Annotated in this window: 18 protein-coding genes and 1 riboswitch; of the genes, 8 read left to right on the top strand and 10 right to left on the bottom strand. The window is 55.4% G+C overall.

The genetic code is table 11. The features are described 5' to 3' along the window. Positions 1 to 8 precede the first annotated feature (8 nt). Together BC440_RS00830 and cysS are read left to right on the top strand one after the other, a co-directional pair. Positions 9 to 1,361: a glutamate--tRNA ligase gene (locus tag BC440_RS00830; protein WP_071239402.1), complete on the top strand. Its 1,353-nt coding sequence runs from the start codon at positions 9 to 11 to the stop codon at positions 1,359 to 1,361. A gap of 66 nt (positions 1,362 to 1,427) precedes the next feature. Beyond that, a complete protein-coding gene (gene cysS / locus BC440_RS00825) occupies positions 1,428 to 2,807 on the top strand; it encodes a cysteine--tRNA ligase (protein ID WP_071239401.1) in 1,380 nt (459 codons plus the stop codon). Positions 2,808 to 2,864: 57 nt separating this feature from the next. Here the strand turns inward: cysS and BC440_RS00820 are convergent, their stop codons facing one another. Both BC440_RS00820 and BC440_RS00815 read right to left on the bottom strand, forming a co-directional pair. Next, positions 2,865 to 3,260 carry a carboxymuconolactone decarboxylase family protein gene (locus tag BC440_RS00820; RefSeq protein ID WP_071239400.1) on the bottom strand — a complete coding sequence of 132 codons (396 nt, stop codon included), beginning with the start codon at positions 3,258 to 3,260 and terminating at the stop codon, positions 2,865 to 2,867. A 29-nt stretch (positions 3,261 to 3,289) separates the two neighbouring features. Continuing rightward, positions 3,290 to 3,655, bottom strand: a complete 366-nt coding sequence (locus BC440_RS00815) for a MerR family transcriptional regulator (RefSeq protein WP_071239399.1) — start codon at positions 3,653 to 3,655, stop codon at positions 3,290 to 3,292. A gap of 171 nt (positions 3,656 to 3,826) precedes the next feature. Between BC440_RS00815 and BC440_RS00810 the strand changes: the two genes are divergently transcribed. Next, complete coding sequence (locus tag BC440_RS00810) at positions 3,827 to 4,765, top strand: aldo/keto reductase (protein WP_071239398.1); 939 nt, start codon at positions 3,827 to 3,829, stop codon at positions 4,763 to 4,765. Next, complete coding sequence (locus BC440_RS00805; protein WP_071239397.1) at positions 4,765 to 5,472, top strand: DUF6064 family protein; 708 nt, start codon at positions 4,765 to 4,767, stop codon at positions 5,470 to 5,472. The genes BC440_RS00810 and BC440_RS00805 overlap by 1 nt, the downstream gene beginning before the upstream one ends. Here BC440_RS00805 and BC440_RS00800 read toward each other — a convergent pair. The 3 genes from BC440_RS00800 to BC440_RS00790 form a co-directional block, all read right to left on the bottom strand. Further along, complete coding sequence (locus tag BC440_RS00800) at positions 5,469 to 6,122, bottom strand: LysE family transporter (RefSeq protein ID WP_071239396.1); 654 nt, start codon at positions 6,120 to 6,122, stop codon at positions 5,469 to 5,471. The genes BC440_RS00805 and BC440_RS00800 overlap by 4 nt on opposite strands. Positions 6,123 to 6,268: 146 nt before the next feature. Then, the gene (locus BC440_RS00795; RefSeq protein WP_071239395.1) at positions 6,269 to 6,955 is read right to left on the bottom strand and encodes a DsbA family oxidoreductase; all 687 of its coding nucleotides are present in this window, start codon (positions 6,953 to 6,955) and stop codon (positions 6,269 to 6,271) included. A 229-nt stretch (positions 6,956 to 7,184) separates the two neighbouring features. After that, positions 7,185 to 7,445: a hypothetical protein gene (locus BC440_RS00790; protein ID WP_037989561.1), complete on the bottom strand. Its 261-nt coding sequence runs from the start codon at positions 7,443 to 7,445 to the stop codon at positions 7,185 to 7,187. Between the two features lie 283 nt (positions 7,446 to 7,728). Here BC440_RS00790 and cimA point away from each other — a divergent pair, with 283 nt between their 5' ends. After that, on the top strand, positions 7,729 to 9,342 hold the full coding sequence (cimA, locus tag BC440_RS00785) for a citramalate synthase (protein WP_071239480.1): 1,614 nt from the start codon (positions 7,729 to 7,731) through the stop codon (positions 9,340 to 9,342). 58 nt (positions 9,343 to 9,400) lie between these two features. Here cimA and BC440_RS00780 read toward each other — a convergent pair whose 3' ends face one another. From BC440_RS00780 to BC440_RS00760, 5 genes are all read right to left on the bottom strand, one after another. Beyond that, positions 9,401 to 9,907: a hypothetical protein gene (locus tag BC440_RS00780; protein WP_071239394.1), complete on the bottom strand. Its 507-nt coding sequence runs from the start codon at positions 9,905 to 9,907 to the stop codon at positions 9,401 to 9,403. A gap of 4 nt (positions 9,908 to 9,911) precedes the next feature. Beyond that, positions 9,912 to 11,150, bottom strand: a complete 1,239-nt coding sequence (locus tag BC440_RS00775) for an agmatinase family protein (RefSeq protein ID WP_071239393.1) — start codon at positions 11,148 to 11,150, stop codon at positions 9,912 to 9,914. A 55-nt stretch (positions 11,151 to 11,205) separates the two neighbouring features. Then, a complete protein-coding gene (locus BC440_RS00770; RefSeq protein ID WP_071239392.1) occupies positions 11,206 to 12,024 on the bottom strand; it encodes an ABC transporter ATP-binding protein in 819 nt (272 codons plus the stop codon). Then, a complete protein-coding gene (locus tag BC440_RS00765) occupies positions 12,024 to 12,845 on the bottom strand; it encodes an ABC transporter permease (RefSeq protein WP_071239391.1) in 822 nt (273 codons plus the stop codon). Before BC440_RS00765 ends, BC440_RS00770 begins: the two co-directional genes overlap by 1 nt. 165 nt (positions 12,846 to 13,010) lie before the next feature. Continuing rightward, on the bottom strand, positions 13,011 to 14,081 hold the full coding sequence (locus BC440_RS00760; protein ID WP_071239390.1) for a putative urea ABC transporter substrate-binding protein: 1,071 nt from the start codon (positions 14,079 to 14,081) through the stop codon (positions 13,011 to 13,013). Between the two features lie 106 nt (positions 14,082 to 14,187). Continuing rightward, positions 14,188 to 14,295: riboswitch (guanidine-I (ykkC/yxkD leader) on the bottom strand. 298 nt (positions 14,296 to 14,593) lie between these two features. On the opposite strand from BC440_RS00760, the gene BC440_RS00755 reads away from it, so the two are divergent. The 3 genes from BC440_RS00755 to rpsD all read left to right on the top strand — a co-directional run bounded on the left by BC440_RS00755 (position 14,594) and on the right by rpsD (position 18,632). Then, positions 14,594 to 15,385 carry an RNA methyltransferase gene (locus BC440_RS00755; protein ID WP_083379280.1) on the top strand — a complete coding sequence of 264 codons (792 nt, stop codon included), beginning with the start codon at positions 14,594 to 14,596 and terminating at the stop codon, positions 15,383 to 15,385. 313 nt (positions 15,386 to 15,698) lie between these two features. Next, entirely contained in the window at positions 15,699 to 17,798 is a 2,100-nt protein-coding gene (locus tag BC440_RS00750) for a methyl-accepting chemotaxis protein (protein WP_071239389.1), read from the top strand. Between the two features lie 216 nt (positions 17,799 to 18,014). Beyond that, complete coding sequence (rpsD, locus tag BC440_RS00745; protein ID WP_007091302.1) at positions 18,015 to 18,632, top strand: 30S ribosomal protein S4; 618 nt, start codon at positions 18,015 to 18,017, stop codon at positions 18,630 to 18,632. Positions 18,633 to 18,764: the final 132 nt, after the last annotated feature.

Genomic DNA, 18,764 nt, shown 5'->3' with positions numbered 1-18,764 from the left:
AGTTTGAAATGACAAAACCTGTCCTGCGATTTGCGCCCAGCCCGACCGGGCTTCTCCACGTCGGTAACGCCCGCATTGCCATGATGAACTGGCTTTATGCCCGGAAGCATGGTGGCGAGTTCATCCTGCGCTTTGACGATACCGATCCGGTCCGTTCCAAAGACGAATATGTTGATGCAATCCGCGAAGACCTGAAATGGCTTGGCATCGACTGGGACCGCGAAGAACGTCAAAGCCTGCGTCAGGATAAATATGACGCGGCGATTGATGACCTGAAATCGCGCAACATGCTTTATCCGTGCTACGAGACCGAAGGCGAACTTAACTGGAAACGCAAGGCCGCCCGCCAGCGTCACCAGCCGTTTATCTATGACCGCAAGGCATTGACCCTTTCGGATGATGAAATTGCCCATCTTGAAGCCGAGGGCCGCAAGCCGCACTGGCGCTTCCTTCTGACCGATGGGGTGGTTGAATGGGATGACCTGACGCGCGGGATTTGCACGTTTGATACCGAACATGTGTCCGACCCGGTTCTGATCCGCGAAGACGGATCGCTGCTTTATATGCTGGGGTCGGTCGTCGATGATCTTGAAATGGGTGTTACCCATATCATTCGCGGCGAAGACCATGTGACCAACACGGTGTCGCAGATCCTGCTTTATATGGCGATGGGCGGTAAGCCCGGCGCGCTTGAATTTGCCCATATGCCGCTTCTGGCGGGGCCGGGTGGATCGCAGCTGTCGAAACGTCTGGGCAGTCTTTCGCTTCGCGAATTGCGCAATGACGGGTTCGAGGTTGCCTCACTTGTCGGGCTTCTGACCGGGCTTGGTGCATCCGACAAGATCGAACCGGCGACGCTGACCGAGGTGCTGGGCAAATTTGATCTTTCGCATTATGGCCGTTCGACCCCGAAATTCGATCCTGCGGAACTTGCCAGCCTGAATGAAAAAGTCATTCATGACATGTCGTTTGAAACGGCAAAGCCAAAGCTTGACGCCCTTGGTCTGGGCGACGCGCCGGAAGAATTCTGGAACGCGGTGCGCTGCAATTGCTGGCGCGTGGCAGAAGCAGTTGAATGGTGGGATGTGATCACCAAGCAGGTCATCCCGCAGATCGACGATGCCGATGTGGAATTTTTAAAGCAGGCGGCAGATATGCTGCCCGAAGGTGACCTTGATGCGACCAGCTGGAAAGCGTGGACCGGTGCGATCAAGGATGCGACCGGCCGCAAGGGCAAGGAGCTTTTCATGCCGCTTCGCAAGGCACTGACGGGGCGTGAACATGGCCCGGAAATGTCGGCGATGCTGGTTCTGATCGGACGTGAAAAGGCGTGTGAACGGCTTTGTGGAAAGGCGGTCTAAGGCAAACAGCTTTGACCGCCGGAATATCCCGCAAATCCGAAAACACAAGTCATATGGACCGAAAACATGACCAAGACCACATTGCGTATCTATGACACCTTAAGCCGCGAAAAGCAGGTGTTCGAGCCGATCGATGCCAACCATGTCCGGCTTTATGTCTGCGGCCCGACGGTTTATGACTATGCCCATGTCGGCAATGCACGGCCTGTTGTGGTGTTTGATACGCTGGTGCGTGTGTTGCGTCATATCTATTCAAACGTGACCTATGTGCGCAACGTGACCGACGTTGATGACAAGATCAACGAACGCGCCCGCCAAAGCGGCGAGCCGATTTCGGAAATCACCAAACGCACCCATCAGGCCTACCTGGAGGATATGGGCGCGCTTAATGCTGCCAAGCCCGATATCGAACCGCGCGCGACCGAACATATCGCCGAAATGATCGCGATGTGCGAAAGCCTGATCGAACAGGACTTTGCCTATGCCGCCGAAGGGCACGTGCTGTTTTCGGTCGACCAGTATGAAGAATACGGCAAACTGTCGCGTCGCGACCGCAAGGAAATGATCGCCGGTGCCCGGGTTGAAGTCGCCCCCTATAAAAAGGATCCGGCGGACTTCGTTCTGTGGAAACCGTCCGATGACGAGACGCCAGGCTGGGAAAGCCCATGGGGTCGCGGACGTCCGGGTTGGCATATTGAATGCTCTGCCATGTCGACGCGCTATCTGGGCGAGAATTTCGACATTCATGGCGGCGGATCGGATCTGGTTTTCCCGCATCATGAAAACGAAATCGCGCAAAGCTGCTGCGCGAACAAGGGTTCTAGTTACGCCAAATACTGGATGCATAACGGCCATCTAATGGTCGAAGGTGAAAAGATGTCCAAGTCGCTTGGCAACTTTGTCACCGTGCATGAATTGCTCGAAAGCTGGCCGGGCGAGGCGATCCGGCTTGCGATGCTGGGAACCCACTATCACCAGCCGATCAACTGGACCGAAGAAAACCTGCGTCAGGCCAAAGAGGCGCTGGATCGGTTCTATACCGCCCTTCGCCAGACCACCGACATCAAACCGGAAAATACCCCGGTGCCGGAATCGGTCCTGAATGCGCTGTGTGATGATCTTAATACGCCGCTGGCGATTGCAGAATTCCATGAACTGGTGACCGAACTGAACAAGGCGACCAAGAAATACGACAAGGCCGAGGCCAAGGGCCGTGTTCTGGCGGCGGCAACGTTGCTGGGTATTCTTGAAAATGATCCGGAAGCCTGGTTCACCGGTTCTGCCGATGAGGACGAGGCCGCCGAGATTGACAGCCTGATCCAGCAGCGTGCCGAAGCGAAGAAAAACCGCGATTTTGCCACCGCCGATCAGATCAGAAATGATCTTTTGGCGCGTGGTATCCTGCTTGAAGACTTCAAGGAAGGTACGAGCTGGAAGCGCGTTTGATCCGTCGGATTTGAATTGGAAAAGGCACCGCCGGGAGACCTGCGGTGCCTTTTTGCTTTAAGTGGCGGTGGCGTCCAGTTCGTCAAACAGTTCCTGTGCGGTGTTCAGACCGTTGATCGCGGCAGGAAGACCGCCATAAACCGCCATCTGCCAGATTGCTTCGATGATTTCTTCGCGCGTTGCCCCGGCGGCAAGGCTGTGTCTGATATTGACCTTAAGCTGCGGTGCGGTTTGCCCACCCAGAACCGTCAGGGCGGAAATCGTGCAGAGCTGACGGGTTTTCAGATCAAGGTTGGGCCGCGCGTAATGGCGGCCGTAGGCCCATTCAACGAGGCTTTCGGCAAAACCCGGCACCATGGTGTCGTATTTTTCGGCCAAGGCGCTTTCAAGCGGTGGGTTCAGACGTGCGACAACATCGCGCCCGGCATCGAGCGCGCTTTTCTGTTCAGCCATAAGGGGCTCCTGCGAGGTTTATTGTGGGGTCAGGCCGTTTTCTTGCGGCCGATTTCGTCGTAATTGGCGATCTTGTAATCAAGCACTTCGAGGGTTTCGGTCAGCTCGGCGATTTTTTGGGCCAATCCGGTCCGATAGATTTCGAGAAGTTCGCGTCGTTCAACAACCGTCTGTTCGCCCTCGCTGCGCAGACGGGCAAACCGCACCCGATCACGGATCGGCATGCCAAGATCCTTGAGGCGTGAAATGAAAGTCAGCCAGTCAAGGATTTCCGGGTCATAATACCGTCGGCCACCCGCATCGCGTGACGGTTTGGGTACCAGACCGATTTTTTCGTAATAGCGCAGCGTGTGAATGGGCAAGCCGCTTTTGGCCGAGACTTCACCAATCATCATGTCGGTCACCTTTCAGCTTGGGGAACTTTCAAAAGGCTAGCTGCTGGAGTGTACTCTAGGTCAAGCGCAAATTTTTTGCCAGTTTGTGCAACAGCTTGCGGTTGCGCAGTCATGACATTCGGACCACCTTCTATCCTGTGACCGGTTATGAACGACAGGGTTGTGATTGCGATGTTTTTTTTGGGTCGACGGAATTTCCTTCGTGGGGCGACGGCGATTGGCGCAACAGCGGGCCTTGGCGCGATCAAGCCGCTTTGGGCGCAAACGCTTGATAATCGCAAGATCCCCGATGTGATCAAAAAGCCGATCCCGTCCAGTGGTGAAATGATCCCGGCGGTCGGTCTGGGCAGCTGGATCACGTTTAATGTCGGGAATGATCCGGTTTTGCGCGATCAGTGCGCCAATGTCATGCAGGCGTTTTTTGACGGGGGCGGACGCATGATCGACAGCTCGCCGATGTATGGATCATCCCAGGAGGTGATCGGTTACGGGCTTGATAAACTGGGCGCGCGCGACCGGGTATTTTCCACCGACAAGGTTTGGACTTCGGATGATGGTGCCGAACAGATCGCGCAAACCGTCGATTACTGGAATATCGAAAAGTTTGACCTGTTGCAGGTGCATAATCTGGTCGGGATCAACGATAATCTGCCGCTTTTGTTCGATATGAAGGATGCCGGGCGGCTTCGCTATGTCGGGGTGACGACATCGCATGGCAGACGTACCGATGATTTGATGGCGGTGATGAAAAACACGCCGCTTGATTTCGTGCAGGTGACCTATAACCCGGTGGATCGCAAGGTCGAAGAATACCTTCTGCCGTTGGCCGAGGAACGTGGTATTGCCGTGATCGTCAATCGACCGTTTCGCGGTGGCAGTCTGATTGACCGCTTAGAAGGTGAAAAGCTTCCCGATTTTGCCGCCGAGATCGAGGCAAAAAGCTGGGCGCAGCTGATCCTGAAATATCTGATATCTCACCCGGCGGTAACCTGCCCGATCCCGGCAACAACGCAGCCGATGCACGCCATGGAAAACATGCAGGCCGCCACCGGCCCGATGCCCGATGACGACATGCGCCAACGTATTGCTGCCGTGATCGGGGTCCTGTAATGAGCGAATGGTGGAGCTACAGTCTGGCAGATTTTCTGCTGTTTTCGCCGCGCGTTTATTACCGGCTGTTTGAAACGCTGAATACCACATGGTGGCTGGCGGTGAGTGCCGCATTGGTCGCGGGGATGATAACATTTGGTCTTTCCATCCGGCATGGCAATCGCGGCAACCGGGTGGCGCTTGTTCTGCTGGCGATGCTCTGGGGCTGGGTGAGTGCGGGCTTCCTTTGGTATTATTACCAGCCGATCAACTGGATAATCCCGTATTTCATTCCGGCCTTTATTGCCGAGGCATTGTTGATGGTGATGTTTGCCGCGCGCCGGATGCCCTTGCGATTTGGCTGGCGCGGTGATTTTTCCTGCATTGCCGGGGTGGTGATGATCACGATTGCGATTTTCGTCTATCCCTTTGTCGGCTTGATCGAAGGACGGGACCTGATACAGGCGGAACTGTTTGGCAGTGCTGCCGATCCGACGGCCATCGGGACGCTTGGATTTATCCTGCTGGCGCGCGGGTCGTGGCGCTGGATTTTATTGCCTGTGCCGATGGCGTGGTGTGTACTGGCCAGCGGCACATTGTGGGTGATGGATCAGGATATCGCGCTGCTGCCATTGATTGCGGTTTGGCTGACAGTGCTTGGTGGCTGGATGGATCAGAAGAACGGTGTCACCCGCCGGTCATTGCTGGATGCTGGCGCGGATGACTAGCGCCCGGCAAGCAGGCGAATGCCAACCGCGGCAAAGAACACGCCAAGCAAACCATTGATCCAGCGCGCCGCGCGGCGATAAAGCGAAATGGCCGGTGCGGTCGAAAAGGCGGTGGCATAGGCGAAATGCACAAGTGTTGAAATCGTGCCGCAGCCGATTACGATCACCCATCCCACCCAAATCGGTGTGCCATCGGCAAAGCCGATGGAGATGATGGCAATCCATGTCAGAATTGCCTTGGGATTGGTCAGGTGAAGACCGAGTCCCCTGCCGAAATACCCGACCGGCGAGATGGCTTTGTCGTCGCGCGCAATGGCATCACTGGCCGGTTGCACAGGGTGGAACGCAGAACGAAAGGCTTTGAAAGCCATCCACAAAAGATAAATCCCGCCGGCAATACGAATGACGGTCATGGCATCAGCCCAGCTTGCCAGAAGGGCAGAAAGGCCGGTCAGGGTCAGAATGCCAATGCAAAGCGATCCTGCCCCGATCCCGATGGCAAAGCAATGACCCGCACGGCGCCCGCGTTCAAGTGAGACCCCCATCAGACCCAGCAAGGCAGGGCCGGGGCTGATCAGGCCCATCAGAAGGGCCGCGTAGGCCAGAACTATTCCCGGCAGATAAGGGGCGATATCGGCAAAGTCGATCATAGGGCGATCCTTTGTCAAACATGGTGGCAAACATGCCGTGGTGGCGGCATGAAAACTGTACGCCCCGGTTGTGGTTCTGTCGAGAATGCAAAAGCCCCGGTGCGAGAGGCAACCGAGGCTTTGGATGATCATATCCGATGACGGTATCAGTCGTCAAAAATGACTTCGTCGTCGGCAACCTCGACCTGACGGGCGATTTCGGACAAGGCCTGTTCGAAAACCTCGGGCGGATGGCCGCCGGAAATGGCGTATTTACCGTTCACGACATAGGTTGGAACCGATGAAATACCGGCATTGCGGAATTCTTCTTCTTCGGCGCGGACTTCCTTGGCGAACATATCGCTGCCAAGAATTTCGTCTGCCTTTTCCGGTGAAAGGCCAACTTCCTCGGCGGCGCGTTTAAGAACACCGTGTTCGCCGGGGTTTTCGCCCTCCTGAAAATAGGCGCGGAACAGGGCCAGTTTCAGTTCGGTCTGTTTGCCTTCTTTGCCCGCCCAATAGAGCATCCGGTGCGCATCAAAGGTATTGTAGATGCGGCTGTCGGAGCTAAAGCGGATGTCAAAGCCGACATTCTCGCCCATCATCGAAATACGGTCGCGGTTTTCCGCACTTTGATCCGGGGTCAGACCGTATTTTTCCTTGATATGTTCTGACAGGTTCTGCCCTTCCGGACCCATATCCGGATTCAGTTCAAACGGGTGCCAGCGCAGCTTGATGTCGACCTGACCGTCAAGGCGTTCCATCGCCTGTTCAAGGTTTTTATAGCCGATGATGCACCAGGGGCAGACAACGTCGGAGACGATATCGATCTGCATCGGGATGCCGTTGTTCATGAATTGTGCCTTGTCTTATGAATATCTGGATGGCCCAGACATAAGCGCTATGGAGCCAAACGCAAGGACAGATATGCAGGGCGGCAAAAGAAACGGCCTGTCCGGGGGAGACAGGCCGTCATATGTGCAACAACTCGGCGGGGGGGAGGTCGATCAACGATCTAATCCGAGTTTCGGGGTGTGCACGTGGGACGCTTCTGATGGCAGCGTGGCCAACAGGGTGCGAATTTCAATCCATGCCTTCGATATTCTGGCGACGGGCGTTGTCGACCATATATTCGGCAAAGGTTTCAAGAGTGGGACAGGACCAGTCAGCCGCCATTTTCTCGCCGTCGCGTTCCCATTGACCGTACCACCGGTCATCAGGTTCGAGAAAAATCGTATAGGCGGCGAAACGGTCAGACGCCGTCCAGCTGTTTTTGCCTGCACGGTGCCATGTCAGACCCGCAAGCAGCATAACGTCAAAATCTTCGGCGGCTTTTAGTGCCATTTTGGTGTCCCCATCCATGTGAAGCCCGAAGAAATGGGGGGGGTGTATTCCCGGTCGCCTCACAATGTATGGTAGAGTTAATCACTACTACCATACCTTTACAACCATTCAGGGGGACAGGTTTGCTATCCTAAAGGTGGGTAATTACGCGATTTCGGGCAAAAAGCAGCGCATAATTGGCATGTCTTGTAATGCGGTTGCGTAAATGACGGTTTTGCGGCAATTTGCCAGACCGCCCGGCAAGCGCCGGAACAAGACAAGATCGATCAGTTTTGGAATGAATATGTCAGACAAGCGCGTCTATCTATACGACAGTACCTTGCGCGACGGGCAACAGACCCAGGGCGTGGATTTTTCGGCAGCGGACAAAACCGCAATTGCCAAGGCACTGGACGAGCTGTCGATTGACTATATTGAAGGCGGCTGGCCCGGGGCAAACCCGACCGATGACGCATTCTTTGCCAATCCGCCGAAACTTAAAAATTCGAAACTGACCGCCTTTGGCATGACACGGCGCGCAGGGCGTTCGGCATCCAATGATCCGGGGCTGGCGACGTTGGCCCAAAGCGCGCCGATTGTTTGCATGGTTGGAAAAAGCTGGGATTTTCAGGTGACCGAGGCGCTCGGGATTGAGCTTTCGGAGAACCTTGCGATGATTTCGGAATCCATCGCACATCTCAAAAGCCAGGTTTCCGAGGTCATGTTCGATGCCGAGCATTTCTTTGACGGTTACAAGGCCAATCGCGATTATGCCCTTGCCGCGATCAACGCCGCCTATGAGGCCGGTGCGCGCTGGGTTGTCCTTTGCGATACCAATGGCGGCACCCTGCCCGACGAGATTTTCGACATTGTCACCGATGTTTGTTCCCATGTTCCGGGCGGAAATGTCGGTATTCACTGCCATAACGACACCGAGAATGCGGTGGCGAACTCGTTGGCGGCGGTCCGGGCCGGTGTGCGCCAGGTGCAGGGTACGTTGAATGGTCTGGGCGAGCGGTGCGGCAATGCCAACCTGATTTCGATCATCCCGACCCTGCTGCTGAAGATGGGATATGACGTCGGCATTTCGCATGAACAACTGACCCATCTGCGCCGTATTTCGCACATTCTTGATGAACGCCTTAACCGCGAACCGACCCGCCAAGCGGCCTATGTCGGGGATAGCGCCTTTGCGCACAAGGGTGGGTTGCATGTTTCAGCCGTGGAAAAGAACCCGGCCTGTTACGAGCATATCGAGCCGGAGCTTGTAGGAAACCAGCGTCATATCCTTGTTTCGGATCAGGCGGGGCGTTCAAATATTCTGGCCCGGTTCCGAGAAATCGGGGTTGAGGTCGATCCAAAATCCGATGCGGTCGGCAAGCTTGTCGAAGCGGTCAAGCAGCGCGAATTTGATGGTTATGCCTATGACGGTGCCGAGGCCAGTTTTGAACTTCTGGCGCGCAAGGCACTGGGAGAACTTGACCGTTATTTCCGTGTGACATCCTTCCGCGTGATTGACGAACGCCGCTGGGTGGACGAGCAGGACGAACAGGTCATCACCATGTCCGAGGCCACCGTCAAGGTTGTGGTCGGTGATGGACAGTTCATGTCCGTGGCCGAGGGCAACGGTCCGGTCAACGCGCTTGATGCCGCATTGCGCAAGGTGCTTCTGACCGTGCCGGAATATGTCGAAGCCGTGCAGCAGATCGAACTGATCGACTATAAGGTCCGCATCATAACGCGTGGCGATGGTACGCGCGCGGTCACCCGCGTCATGATCGAAAGCCGCGATGCGGATGGCAATAGTTGGTCAACGGTGGGGGTTTCCACCAACATTATCGAGGCGTCCTACAACGCGCTTCGGGATTCGATCACCTATAAACTGTTCAAGTCCGGTGTGCGCAGCCAGCATGCGTGACGGTTGGTTCAGGCGATAAAATGGCAAAGGGCGCGTTTTGATCCGCGCCCTTTGACGTTTAGCTATGACGGTGATGCGGGTGGTCATGACTTTGATCGTGATGATCGTGTCCATGTTTGTGCCCATGCCCAAAGCGTGCGGCCATGAAGCTTAGCAGGTCGATATCGGCCCGTTCGGTCATCGACACATAGGTGAATGTCATGGTTTCGCGTTCCTTGATCATGCTGCCGGGGAACGGCAGATAGGCCAGTTCGCGGGTAGCAAAGGCCGGGCAGGCGGTGCCGATTTGCCAGTTGGTTGTGATTTTGGCATCGACCAGATGCATGGTCAGGCCATCCTTGCCGATCTTTTGAAACGGGATATCGGCAAGGCGAAGGTAGCTTGCCTTGTCATCGGCTTTGCGGAAGCCTTCGACGAAGCTTGAGGACAGGACCTGTAATTCCTCGGCATGATCGGCGTCGCTTTGGCCGTGGACATGGGAATGCAGGTGATCGTGGTCCGGGGCGTGATTATGCCCCGGTCCGTGAGAATGGTTGTGGCCGTTATCGTGATGATCATGGGGCATCTGGTTACTCCACGTCCGGGCCGGCGGGGATGGTGACCGGTTTGTCGATGATGCCGCGATGCGATCCCATTTTGCCATGTGACACCAGTGTACCCAGCACATCGACAATCACGCGCGTTGCCAGCAGGGCGGTAATGTCCGAGCAATCATAGGGCGGCGAAACTTCAACGACTTCAAGGCCGCAAATTCCCTCTGCCGCGACAAGCGATACAAGTTCCAATGCCTCGCGCGGCAGGAAACCGCCAGGTTCGGGCCAGCCGGTGCCCGGAACGAAACCGCAATCGACACTGTCGATATCAAACGAGATATAGACAGCATCCGCATCCTTCCATGCCAGTTCAAGCGCGCGCGCGGCGGTTTCGGCCAGTCCAAGTTCCTCGACATCGCGCATGGTGAAGATGTTGGTATTGCGATTGCGTGCAACTTCGACCCCTTCGCGCGGCACCTGCCAGCCGCCAATGCCGACCTGCACAAGGTTCACCGCTGGAACATTTACCAGATCGGTGGCATGGAACCACGGCGTGGTGTGCATGCGTTCATCAAGGTCTTTTTCCTGAATGTCGATATGGCGGTCGAAATGCACGATGCCGATACGTTTGGATGTGCATTGCGCAATGCCACGCACGCACGGGAAGCCGATGGAATGATCGCCGCCGATCATGATCGGAAGTGCGCCGCTGGATGCAACGTGGCTGACGGCGCGCGTAATCTGATCAAAGGTCTTTTCGATATTGGCCGGGATGGTGAAAACATCACCTACATCGCAAAGCGTCATCTGTTCGCGAAGATCGACCCCCATTTCATAGTTATAGGGCGTGTAAAGGGCGGATATTTTGCGAACCCCCTGCGGGCCGAAACGCGTACCGGGGCGGTATGTGGTTCCGCCATCAAACGGGATGCCGATGACCGCCGCGTCGTAGGCACCGACCTTGGTGACGTCTTCGATATAGGGTGCCTTCAGAAACGTGTTGATCCCGGCATAATGGGGCAGTTCGCCCCGGGCAAAGGTCGGAATTGATTTATCTGTCAGGCAATCGGACCCGGTCAAACCCATGCGAAGCGCCCACTGCTTTTCCTTTTCCCAAGCGGCTGATGGCAGCAGGGCTTCTTTTTCCGCCGATTTCCAACCACGCAATTGCAGCTTGTCGAAATTCGGGTGGTGGTGACGGGTTGTGGCGGGGGCGGGCAATGTTCCGGCCACGCGATGTCGGCGGACATTTTGGGGGGCAAAGAAATCGCGCATGGTTGTTTCCTTTGGGTTGCGTCAGTCTTTGTTGGGTTGGCTTTCGGGTTTGAAATCAGGGAACCGGCGCGGTCGCCATCAGGGCGGCCGAGAAATTCATGCCGTCGGTTTCATCGGTTTCGCCATTGGCACCGGGAAGCGGTGCGGCAGGCAGGTCAATCGGCAGGTCGTATGTGATGGTCGCGCCATAGGCCTCTGGCGCGTGCGGATCATCGCGCAGCTTGTCAAATACCAGCATCCGGGTGCCGAGTTTGAAGGCCTCGTGGATGTCGTGCGTGACCATGAAGATCGTCATGTCATGCGCCTTCCACAGGTCCAGCAGCAATTCATGCATGTCATTGCGAATACCCGGATCAAGCGCGCCAAATGGCTCGTCCAGCAACAGCACGCTGGGTTTCATTGTCAGGGCCTGAGCAATGGCAAGGCGTTGCTGCATGCCGCCCGAAAGCTGACTTGGATATTTGTTGGCCGCTGGTGACAGGCCGATGGTTTCAAGCAGTTCGGCAACATCATCGCGGGCCTTTTTGCGCGCGCGGCCAAACAGGCGCCCGGTCAGTTTGCGGGCGGCAAATTCCGCGCCGATGATCAGGTTTTCAGCAACGGTCAGATGCGGAAAAACCGAATAGCGTTGAAAGACAATGCCGCGATCAGGGGTGGGTTGTTGCGGCAGTGGTGCGCCATCCATCAGGATATCGCCGCTGCTTGGCATTTCCTGGGACAGCAGCATGCGTAAAAAGGTCGATTTGCCACAGCCCGATGCCCCGACCAGCGTGCAAAACGCCCCGGCTTCGATATCCAGATTGATGCGTTCAAGTACCGGATATTCGCCGTAAGACTTGGTCAGGTTGCGGATCATGAATTTCGGGTCGCGCATCACAGGCTATCCCCCGAAAGGTGGTTCCAAGGGAAAGCCTTGCGCGATGCCATCAACAGCAACCGGTCAAGAATAAAGGCCAGAAGCGTGATCCAGGCGACATAAGGCAGGATTACATCCATCGCGAGGTAACGACGCACCAGAAAGATGCGATAGCCAAGGCCGCTGGTTGATGCGATGGCCTCGGCCGAAATCAGAAAAATCCATGCCGGGACAAGGCCAAGCCGGATGGCGGTGATCAGTTTTGGCATGACTTGCGGCAAAACCACACGCGAGATCATTTGCCAGGTCGAGGCGCCCAGCGTTTCGGCCTTGATGATCAGTTCGCGCGGGATATCCATCACCGCCTGCGCGATGGTCCTGATCATGACCGGGGCGGTGCCAATCGCGATCAGCATTACCTTGGAAGTCTCGCCCAATCCGAAAATGATGAACAGGATCGGCAGGATGGTGATTGGAGGGATCAGGGACAGGGTGGCGACAAAGGGTGCCAGACCGCGCCTGATATGCGGAATGAAGCCGATGGAAATGCCAAGCCCGATGGCAAGCAGGGTGGAAATGAAAATGCCGACCGCAAGGCGCGACAGGCTATCGATCGTATCAAGCCACAGAAGGTAATCGCCCGACCGTTTGTCGGCCTCGAACCCCATGCGCCAGATCGCATCCCCCATGCTGCCAAGCGACGGCAAAAGCTTGTCGGCCGGATTATCGATCCGGCGCAGATGGCTTGCGATGGCATAGGCCCCGATCAAAAGCGCAAACGGGATCGAGCCCAGCAATATGGCTGCGCGCCGGGAAAGGGTGCGATTGATGATACGCATGGCCGTCACCTTGCAATTGCAAAAACGGGGCAGTGGTCAAGACGGGTAAAAATCTGAAAGGTCGGCCATCCGAACCTGATGCAACTGGTGCAACGAATGTTACAAGGCCGGATGGCCGACAGAGTTAATCAGCGAAGCGCTTGGTGGCGTGGCTAATACACGGTTTCAAAGCTCGCCCTTGGCGGCCATCTCCATATAGGTCGTGTCAAATTTCAGCTTCACATTGGCGCTATCGCCATAGATGCTGCCATCCGGGAAGCTGACGCCGACGAATTCCGGGCTTGGTGCGCCTTCACCAAGGATGCCCTTGTCGAACAGGAATTCGGCGACGAATTTCATGGTTTCGGAAAGCTCGGCCGATTTGGTGAATTCAACGGCCTTGTCGGGGGTAAAGAACATCGCCGTGCTGGCAAGCTGGGCATCGTATCCGGCAAGATCGGTGCCTGATGCTTCGGCCATCGCGGTGCGTGCGGCAATGCCTTCGTCGGTGTCGGATGCCATGATGCCCATCAATTCATACCATGCGCCAACCAGTGCCTTGCCGAATGCTGGATTGTCGGCAAGGGTTTCGGTGTTGACCATCATGATATCGATGATTTCGCCGGGGATACCCGCACTATCAAAGACGAGTGTCGCGTTATCGTTGGCGGCAATTTCCGACAGAAGCGGATTCCATGTCACGACCGATGTCACATCGTCAGTGGCATAGGTCGCGATCATGTCGGCGTCGGATGTATTCACGACCGTGACGTCCTGTTCGGACAGGCCGACCTTTTCAAGTGCACGCGCCAGCAGGTAATGGGAGACGGAAAGTTCAACCAGATTGACGTTTTGCCCCTTGATGGTGGCAAGGTCAGTTGCGTTTTTCAGGATGATGCCGTCATTGCCGTTGGAATAATCGCCAACAATCAGGGCGGTGGTATCAATCCCGCCACCGGCCGGGATCGAAAGCGCGTCCATATTGGTCATTGAGCAGCCGTCATATTCGCCAGCGGTGTATTGGTTGATCGATTCAACGTAATCGTTGATCTGCACGATATCGACCGAGATGTCGTATTTGTCGGCCCATTTTTTCATGATGCCGCTATCTTGCAGATACCCCCACGGCATCCAGCCGACATAGATCGACCAGCAGACTTTGAAATCGGACTTTTGTTCGGCGTGGGCGGGTAGGGAAGCCAAAGAGGCAGAAAGGACGGCGGCAAACGAAAGTGTTTTGAAAAACGTCTTTAGCATGTGTGCGCTCCTGCTTGTTTTGCGGATCACTTCGGATCAGTCAATTCAAGAAAGGCTCTTGCACACAAACCGGGAGAAGGCTTGTGCGCGACAAACCTGTGCAGTTGTCTCCCGGGATTTTGGCCCGCCGTGTCACCAGCCTGTGAAACTCTGGCTGGCTTGCGCCTCTTGGACCAGCATTCCTTTCGGAACCGGAACCCTAGGCGCGCTGCACACTCAAACAGAAGCAATGCATATGCCAGTCACCTGAAATACGTCTTTGGATGTTGGTAATGCTATGGAAATAAAGGATAATGCTGATGTTCGTGACGCTGCCTGTTGCGCGAAATGCGTATATGCAGTGCACAAATTTTGATTAAAAAATGACCATAAAAATAAATATGATCAAAAATAATGCATCTTCCGTGCGTGTAATGTGTGCTGGCATCGTGCATTGGCTTTTGGTAAAGAAACGCCAATATTGACGGGCATGCCCGCACTTTACCCCATGCAAAGACCGGAGAATTCAAGCGATGAGCGACGTCGCAGACGCGGCTATGCCGGATGGCGCAAGACCCGAAACCGGCGGTATCGCCAATCCGCCTGTCATCATCCTGATCGAACCGCAGCTTGGCGACAATATCGGCAAGGCGGCGCGCGCCATGCTCAATTGCGGTTTGGTTGACTTGCGCCTTGTGCGGCCGCGTGATGGCTGGCCCAATGAACGGGCGACGGCCAATGCATCGGGTGCCGATATTGTCATCGACAATACCAAGGTGTTCGAGCGCGAAGAAGACGCGCTGGCGGATCTGAACCGGGTTTATGTGACGACCGCGCGGACGCGCGACGCGATCAAGCCGGTTTTTACCCCAAAGGGACTGGCACCTGAAATGCGCGCCAATGTCGCGCAGGGGGAAAAGGTCGGCGTGATGTTCGGGCCGGAACGCACCGGTGTGCGCAACGAACATATTTCGATGGCCGATGCGGTCGTGACCGTGCCGCTGAACCCGGGCTTCACATCGCTTAACCTTGCGCAGGCTGTGCTGCTGATCGGGTATGAATGGTGGCAGGCCGGTGTCGATGTGCCCGATTACCAGATGATGATGAACGATACCTTCCCGGCAACCCGGGACGAGTTGGATCGTTTGTTCGAACATCTCGAGGCGGAACTGGATAATTCCGGTTTCTTCCGGGTCGAGGCAAAACGCCCGAATATGGCACGCAATATCCGCAATATTTTCAACCGCGCCAACCTGACCCACCAGGAAGTTCAGACACTTCGTGGCATGATCGTCGCGATGCGGGGCGGTAAGCACAAGCCATAGCTGCATGTCTGCTTCTGCGCAGATTGGTACACAACACCCGCCGATTTTGGCGGGTGTTGTTGTTTGGGGTACTTTCAATATTCAGCCAGCAGCTTGGTGCTGCCCCGTGAGCCGCGACCGGCTCTGTGTGAATTTTTTTAGACAATTGTAATAATGTAAGGCGATTTGTAATTGTAGTTACAAAATTATCCGTGACATCGCCTGTTTTCCCGACCTATCCTTGAGTCTGGGGTTCATAACACAATCTTATAAGAGATGGGTCACCCGGACGGGGGTTCAGAGGTTTCTCAAATGTTTGAGCATTGGGGTGGGTATGAAGGGATTTCTAAATCTTTCGGTCAAGGTTCAGCTGCTGATTTCGATGGCGGCACTTGCGTTTTCTGCAGTTGCGGTGGTTTTGCTGGTTACGCAATCTTCGTCATTTGATGCCATTCACAAGGTGTCAGTCGAACAGGCGCGCGAGCAGGCTTATCGATATGCCAATTCGGTTTCGGAGGAATTGAATATTCCGGCGGAAGCCGTTCGTTCGACAGCCTCGGCGCTAAAAGGCATGGTTGCGGCAGTTAAGCCCGACCGCGAAGTTGCCGGTGAAATCATTTCCGAATTACTGCGCCAGCATCCCGGGATTGTCGGCAGTGGAACGGTGTGGGAACCGAACGCCTTTGACGGTGCCGATAGCAGCAACGCCAATGTGGCAGGCAGCGATGATGCCGGTCGGTTTGTGCCCTATTTCTATCGTGATGCATCGGGCAAGATCGCGTTTGAGCCGCTGATCGGGTTTGAAACGCCGGGGGATGGCGATTGGTGGTTGGTTCCCCGTGACGAACGACGTGAAACCATTGTCGAACCTTATGTCTATCCCGTGAACAATGTCGACGTGTTAATGACAACCATCAGTGCGCCGGTATTTGAGGGGGAACCGGGCAGTAAGGTGATTGGCGGCGTAACCGTCGATCTGGCGCTTGAAACGCTGCAGGGCATTATCGACCAGATTGCCTTGCCCGAGAGTGGTATGGCTACCCTGATTTCAGAAGGGGGCTATGTTGTCGCACACAGTGCCAAGGATCGGGTTGGGCAGAATATCAGCGATATTGATCCGGCACTGGCACCGGTCCTGGAAAGTATTGGCAAAGGTGAGGCTTTTGGTCGTGAAATGAAGCTCGGTGCCGATAGTGCGTCTTACTATGTGACCTTTACACCGATATCGATTGGCAAAACGGGTACGAACTGGGCATTGGGTACGGCGATCCCGATGAAAGCTATTCTGGCAGAGGCAAATAACCAGCTTTATATCGCCCTCGTCGTCGCGGCTGTTGCAGTTCTTGCGGTTGCGATTATCGCCTTTTGGCTTGGCGGTGCGTTGGGGCGTCCGGTGTTGCGGATGACCGAACGGATGAATGCGCTGGCGCAGAATGATGTCGATGTCGAGATTCCCTATACCGACCGTTCGAACGAGTTTGGCCGCATGGCACAGGCCGTTGCGGTGTTTCGGGAAAATGCCGTGCGTGTTCGCAATGCCGAGGCCGAAAAACTTAAAGCCGATCATGTGGCCGAGGAAAGGCGCCGTACCCAGTTGAACCAGCTTGCAGACTCGTTTGAAAGTTCTGTTGGAGGAGTGGTCGGCTCGGTGAGCAATGCTGCGGATCGTCTGTCGTCGTCTTCCGGGGTCATGAACCAGATCGCTGTTGACACGCGATCACAGGCCGCAGCGGTGAATGCAGCCGCCGAAGAAGCATCCAATAATGTACAGACTGTGGCTTCCGCGACCGAAGAGCTGTCGGCGTCGATCCGTGAAATTTCGTCACAGGTTGCGCAATCAAACGAGATTGCGGGCAATGCCGTAGAAGAAGCCAACAGAACAAACCAGTTGATCGGTGGTCTTGCCGATGCGGCGGAAAAGATCGGCGATGTTGTAACCCTGATTCAGGATATTGCGTCGCAGACAAATCTTCTGGCGCTGAATGCGACAATCGAGGCTGCGCGTGCCGGGGATGCTGGCAAGGGCTTTGCGGTTGTCGCAAATGAGGTCAAGAATCTTGCCAGTCAGACCGCGCGTGCAACAGACGATATTTCCGGTCAGATTGGCGGTATTCAGGGGGCAACCCGGGATGCGGTCGAGGCGATTGGCGGGATCACTGAAACCATCGGTCGCATCAGCGAAATCGCATCGACGATTGCGGCCGCTGTTGAACAGCAGGGGGCGGCGACCGAAGAAATCGCGCGCAACGTCGGGCAGGCGGCACAGGGCACGACCGAGGTTACGTCAACGATCGGACAGGTGACGGCATCGACCGGCAAAGTTGGCGAATCTGCAAGTGATGTTGCAAGTGCTGCTGAGGAACTGACCGGGCAGGCTGCAAGCTTGCGTCAGCAGGTCGAGCAATTCCTGCGAGATATTCGGGCAGGCGTCTGATTTTGCATTGAAAATCGGCTAAACGGTTATCAGGGGCATTCGGGTTGGGAAACCCGGGTGCCTTTTCGTTTGACTCTGCGGTCTTGATCTCTATATTGCGCCTCACTTCCGAGAAAGTGGGGCGAAACAGGTGTTTTCGTCCCCGTTCCTGTTTGGGTTAACCGACACAGGAAACTATCGGGACAATAAAGTGATCTTAAAAAAGAGAGTTACAAAATGTCGAAACGTATTGCTGCAAAGCATAAGATTGACCGCCGCCTTGGCGTGAACCTTTGGGGCCGTGCAAAATCGCCGCTGAACAAGCGCGAATATGCACCGGGCATGCACGGCGCGACCCGCCGTAAAAAGCCGACCGATTACGGCACCCAGCTGTTCGCCAAACAGCAACTTAAAGGCTATTACGGTTCCATCTCCGAGAAACAGTTCCTGCGTTACTACAAAGAAGCATCGCGTCGTCCGGGCGATACTTCCGAAACGCTGGTCGGTATTCTCGAGACCCGTCTTGATGCTGTTATCTACCGCATGAAATTCGTTCCGACCGTGTTCGCAGCGCGTCAGTTCGTTAACCACGGCCACATTCTTGTCAACGGCAAGAAAGTCACCATTCCTTCTTACCTCGTTAAAGAAGGCGACGTTGTTGAAGTCAAACCGGCTTCGCGCGAAATCCCGATGGTTATGGAAGCTGCCAACCTGAACGAACGCGACGTTCCGGAATATCTTGACGTTGACGCGAAGGCCTTCAAAGGCACCTTCGTTCGCGTTCCGAAATTCGCAGAAATTCCGTACCCGGTTCAGATGCAGCCGAACCTGGTCGTCGAATTCTACTCGCGTTAATCCTTATCGGATTTCGCGAAGACGAACACAAAACGCCCGCTGGAAACAGCGGGCGTCAGACCGCTGACAAACCCCGTCATATTTTGGCGGGGTTTTTCTTTTAGAGGTGTTTGAAAGCTGGCTTGAGTGTGC

This window comes from Thalassospira sp. MIT1004, from assembly GCF_001858545.1.
GTDB classification, from domain to species: domain Bacteria; phylum Pseudomonadota; class Alphaproteobacteria; order Rhodospirillales; family Thalassospiraceae; genus Thalassospira; species Thalassospira xiamenensis.
Note: the sequence above shows the minus strand (reverse complement) of the source record. Positions and strands in the feature narration are given on the sequence as shown.

What these genes read in the sequence shown, in the direction of transcription:
- BC440_RS00830 (WP_071239402.1), top strand. Translation starts at nt 9, where the DNA reads ATGACAAAACCTGTCCTGCGATTTGCGCCCAGCCCGACCGGGCTTCTC.
- cysS (WP_071239401.1), top strand. Translation starts at nt 1,428, where the DNA reads ATGACCAAGACCACATTGCGTATCTATGACACCTTAAGCCGCGAAAAG.
- BC440_RS00820 (WP_071239400.1), bottom strand. Translation starts at nt 3,260, where the DNA reads ATGGCTGAACAGAAAAGCGCGCTCGATGCCGGGCGCGATGTTGTCGCA.
- BC440_RS00815 (WP_071239399.1), bottom strand. Translation starts at nt 3,655, where the DNA reads ATGATGATTGGTGAAGTCTCGGCCAAAAGCGGCTTGCCCATTCACACG.
- BC440_RS00810 (WP_071239398.1), top strand. Translation starts at nt 3,827, where the DNA reads ATGTTTTTTTTGGGTCGACGGAATTTCCTTCGTGGGGCGACGGCGATT.
- BC440_RS00805 (WP_071239397.1), top strand. Translation starts at nt 4,765, where the DNA reads ATGAGCGAATGGTGGAGCTACAGTCTGGCAGATTTTCTGCTGTTTTCG.
- BC440_RS00800 (WP_071239396.1), bottom strand. Translation starts at nt 6,122, where the DNA reads ATGATCGACTTTGCCGATATCGCCCCTTATCTGCCGGGAATAGTTCTG.
- BC440_RS00795 (WP_071239395.1), bottom strand. Translation starts at nt 6,955, where the DNA reads ATGAACAACGGCATCCCGATGCAGATCGATATCGTCTCCGACGTTGTC.
- BC440_RS00790 (WP_037989561.1), bottom strand. Translation starts at nt 7,445, where the DNA reads ATGGCACTAAAAGCCGCCGAAGATTTTGACGTTATGCTGCTTGCGGGT.
- cimA (WP_071239480.1), top strand. Translation starts at nt 7,729, where the DNA reads ATGTCAGACAAGCGCGTCTATCTATACGACAGTACCTTGCGCGACGGG.
- BC440_RS00780 (WP_071239394.1), bottom strand. Translation starts at nt 9,907, where the DNA reads ATGCCCCATGATCATCACGATAACGGCCACAACCATTCTCACGGACCG.
- BC440_RS00775 (WP_071239393.1), bottom strand. Translation starts at nt 11,150, where the DNA reads ATGCGCGATTTCTTTGCCCCCCAAAATGTCCGCCGACATCGCGTGGCC.
- BC440_RS00770 (WP_071239392.1), bottom strand. Translation starts at nt 12,024, where the DNA reads ATGCGCGACCCGAAATTCATGATCCGCAACCTGACCAAGTCTTACGGC.
- BC440_RS00765 (WP_071239391.1), bottom strand. Translation starts at nt 12,845, where the DNA reads ATGCGTATCATCAATCGCACCCTTTCCCGGCGCGCAGCCATATTGCTG.
- BC440_RS00760 (WP_071239390.1), bottom strand. Translation starts at nt 14,081, where the DNA reads ATGCTAAAGACGTTTTTCAAAACACTTTCGTTTGCCGCCGTCCTTTCT.
- BC440_RS00755 (WP_083379280.1), top strand. Translation starts at nt 14,594, where the DNA reads ATGAGCGACGTCGCAGACGCGGCTATGCCGGATGGCGCAAGACCCGAA.
- BC440_RS00750 (WP_071239389.1), top strand. Translation starts at nt 15,699, where the DNA reads ATGAAGGGATTTCTAAATCTTTCGGTCAAGGTTCAGCTGCTGATTTCG.
- rpsD (WP_007091302.1), top strand. Translation starts at nt 18,015, where the DNA reads ATGTCGAAACGTATTGCTGCAAAGCATAAGATTGACCGCCGCCTTGGC.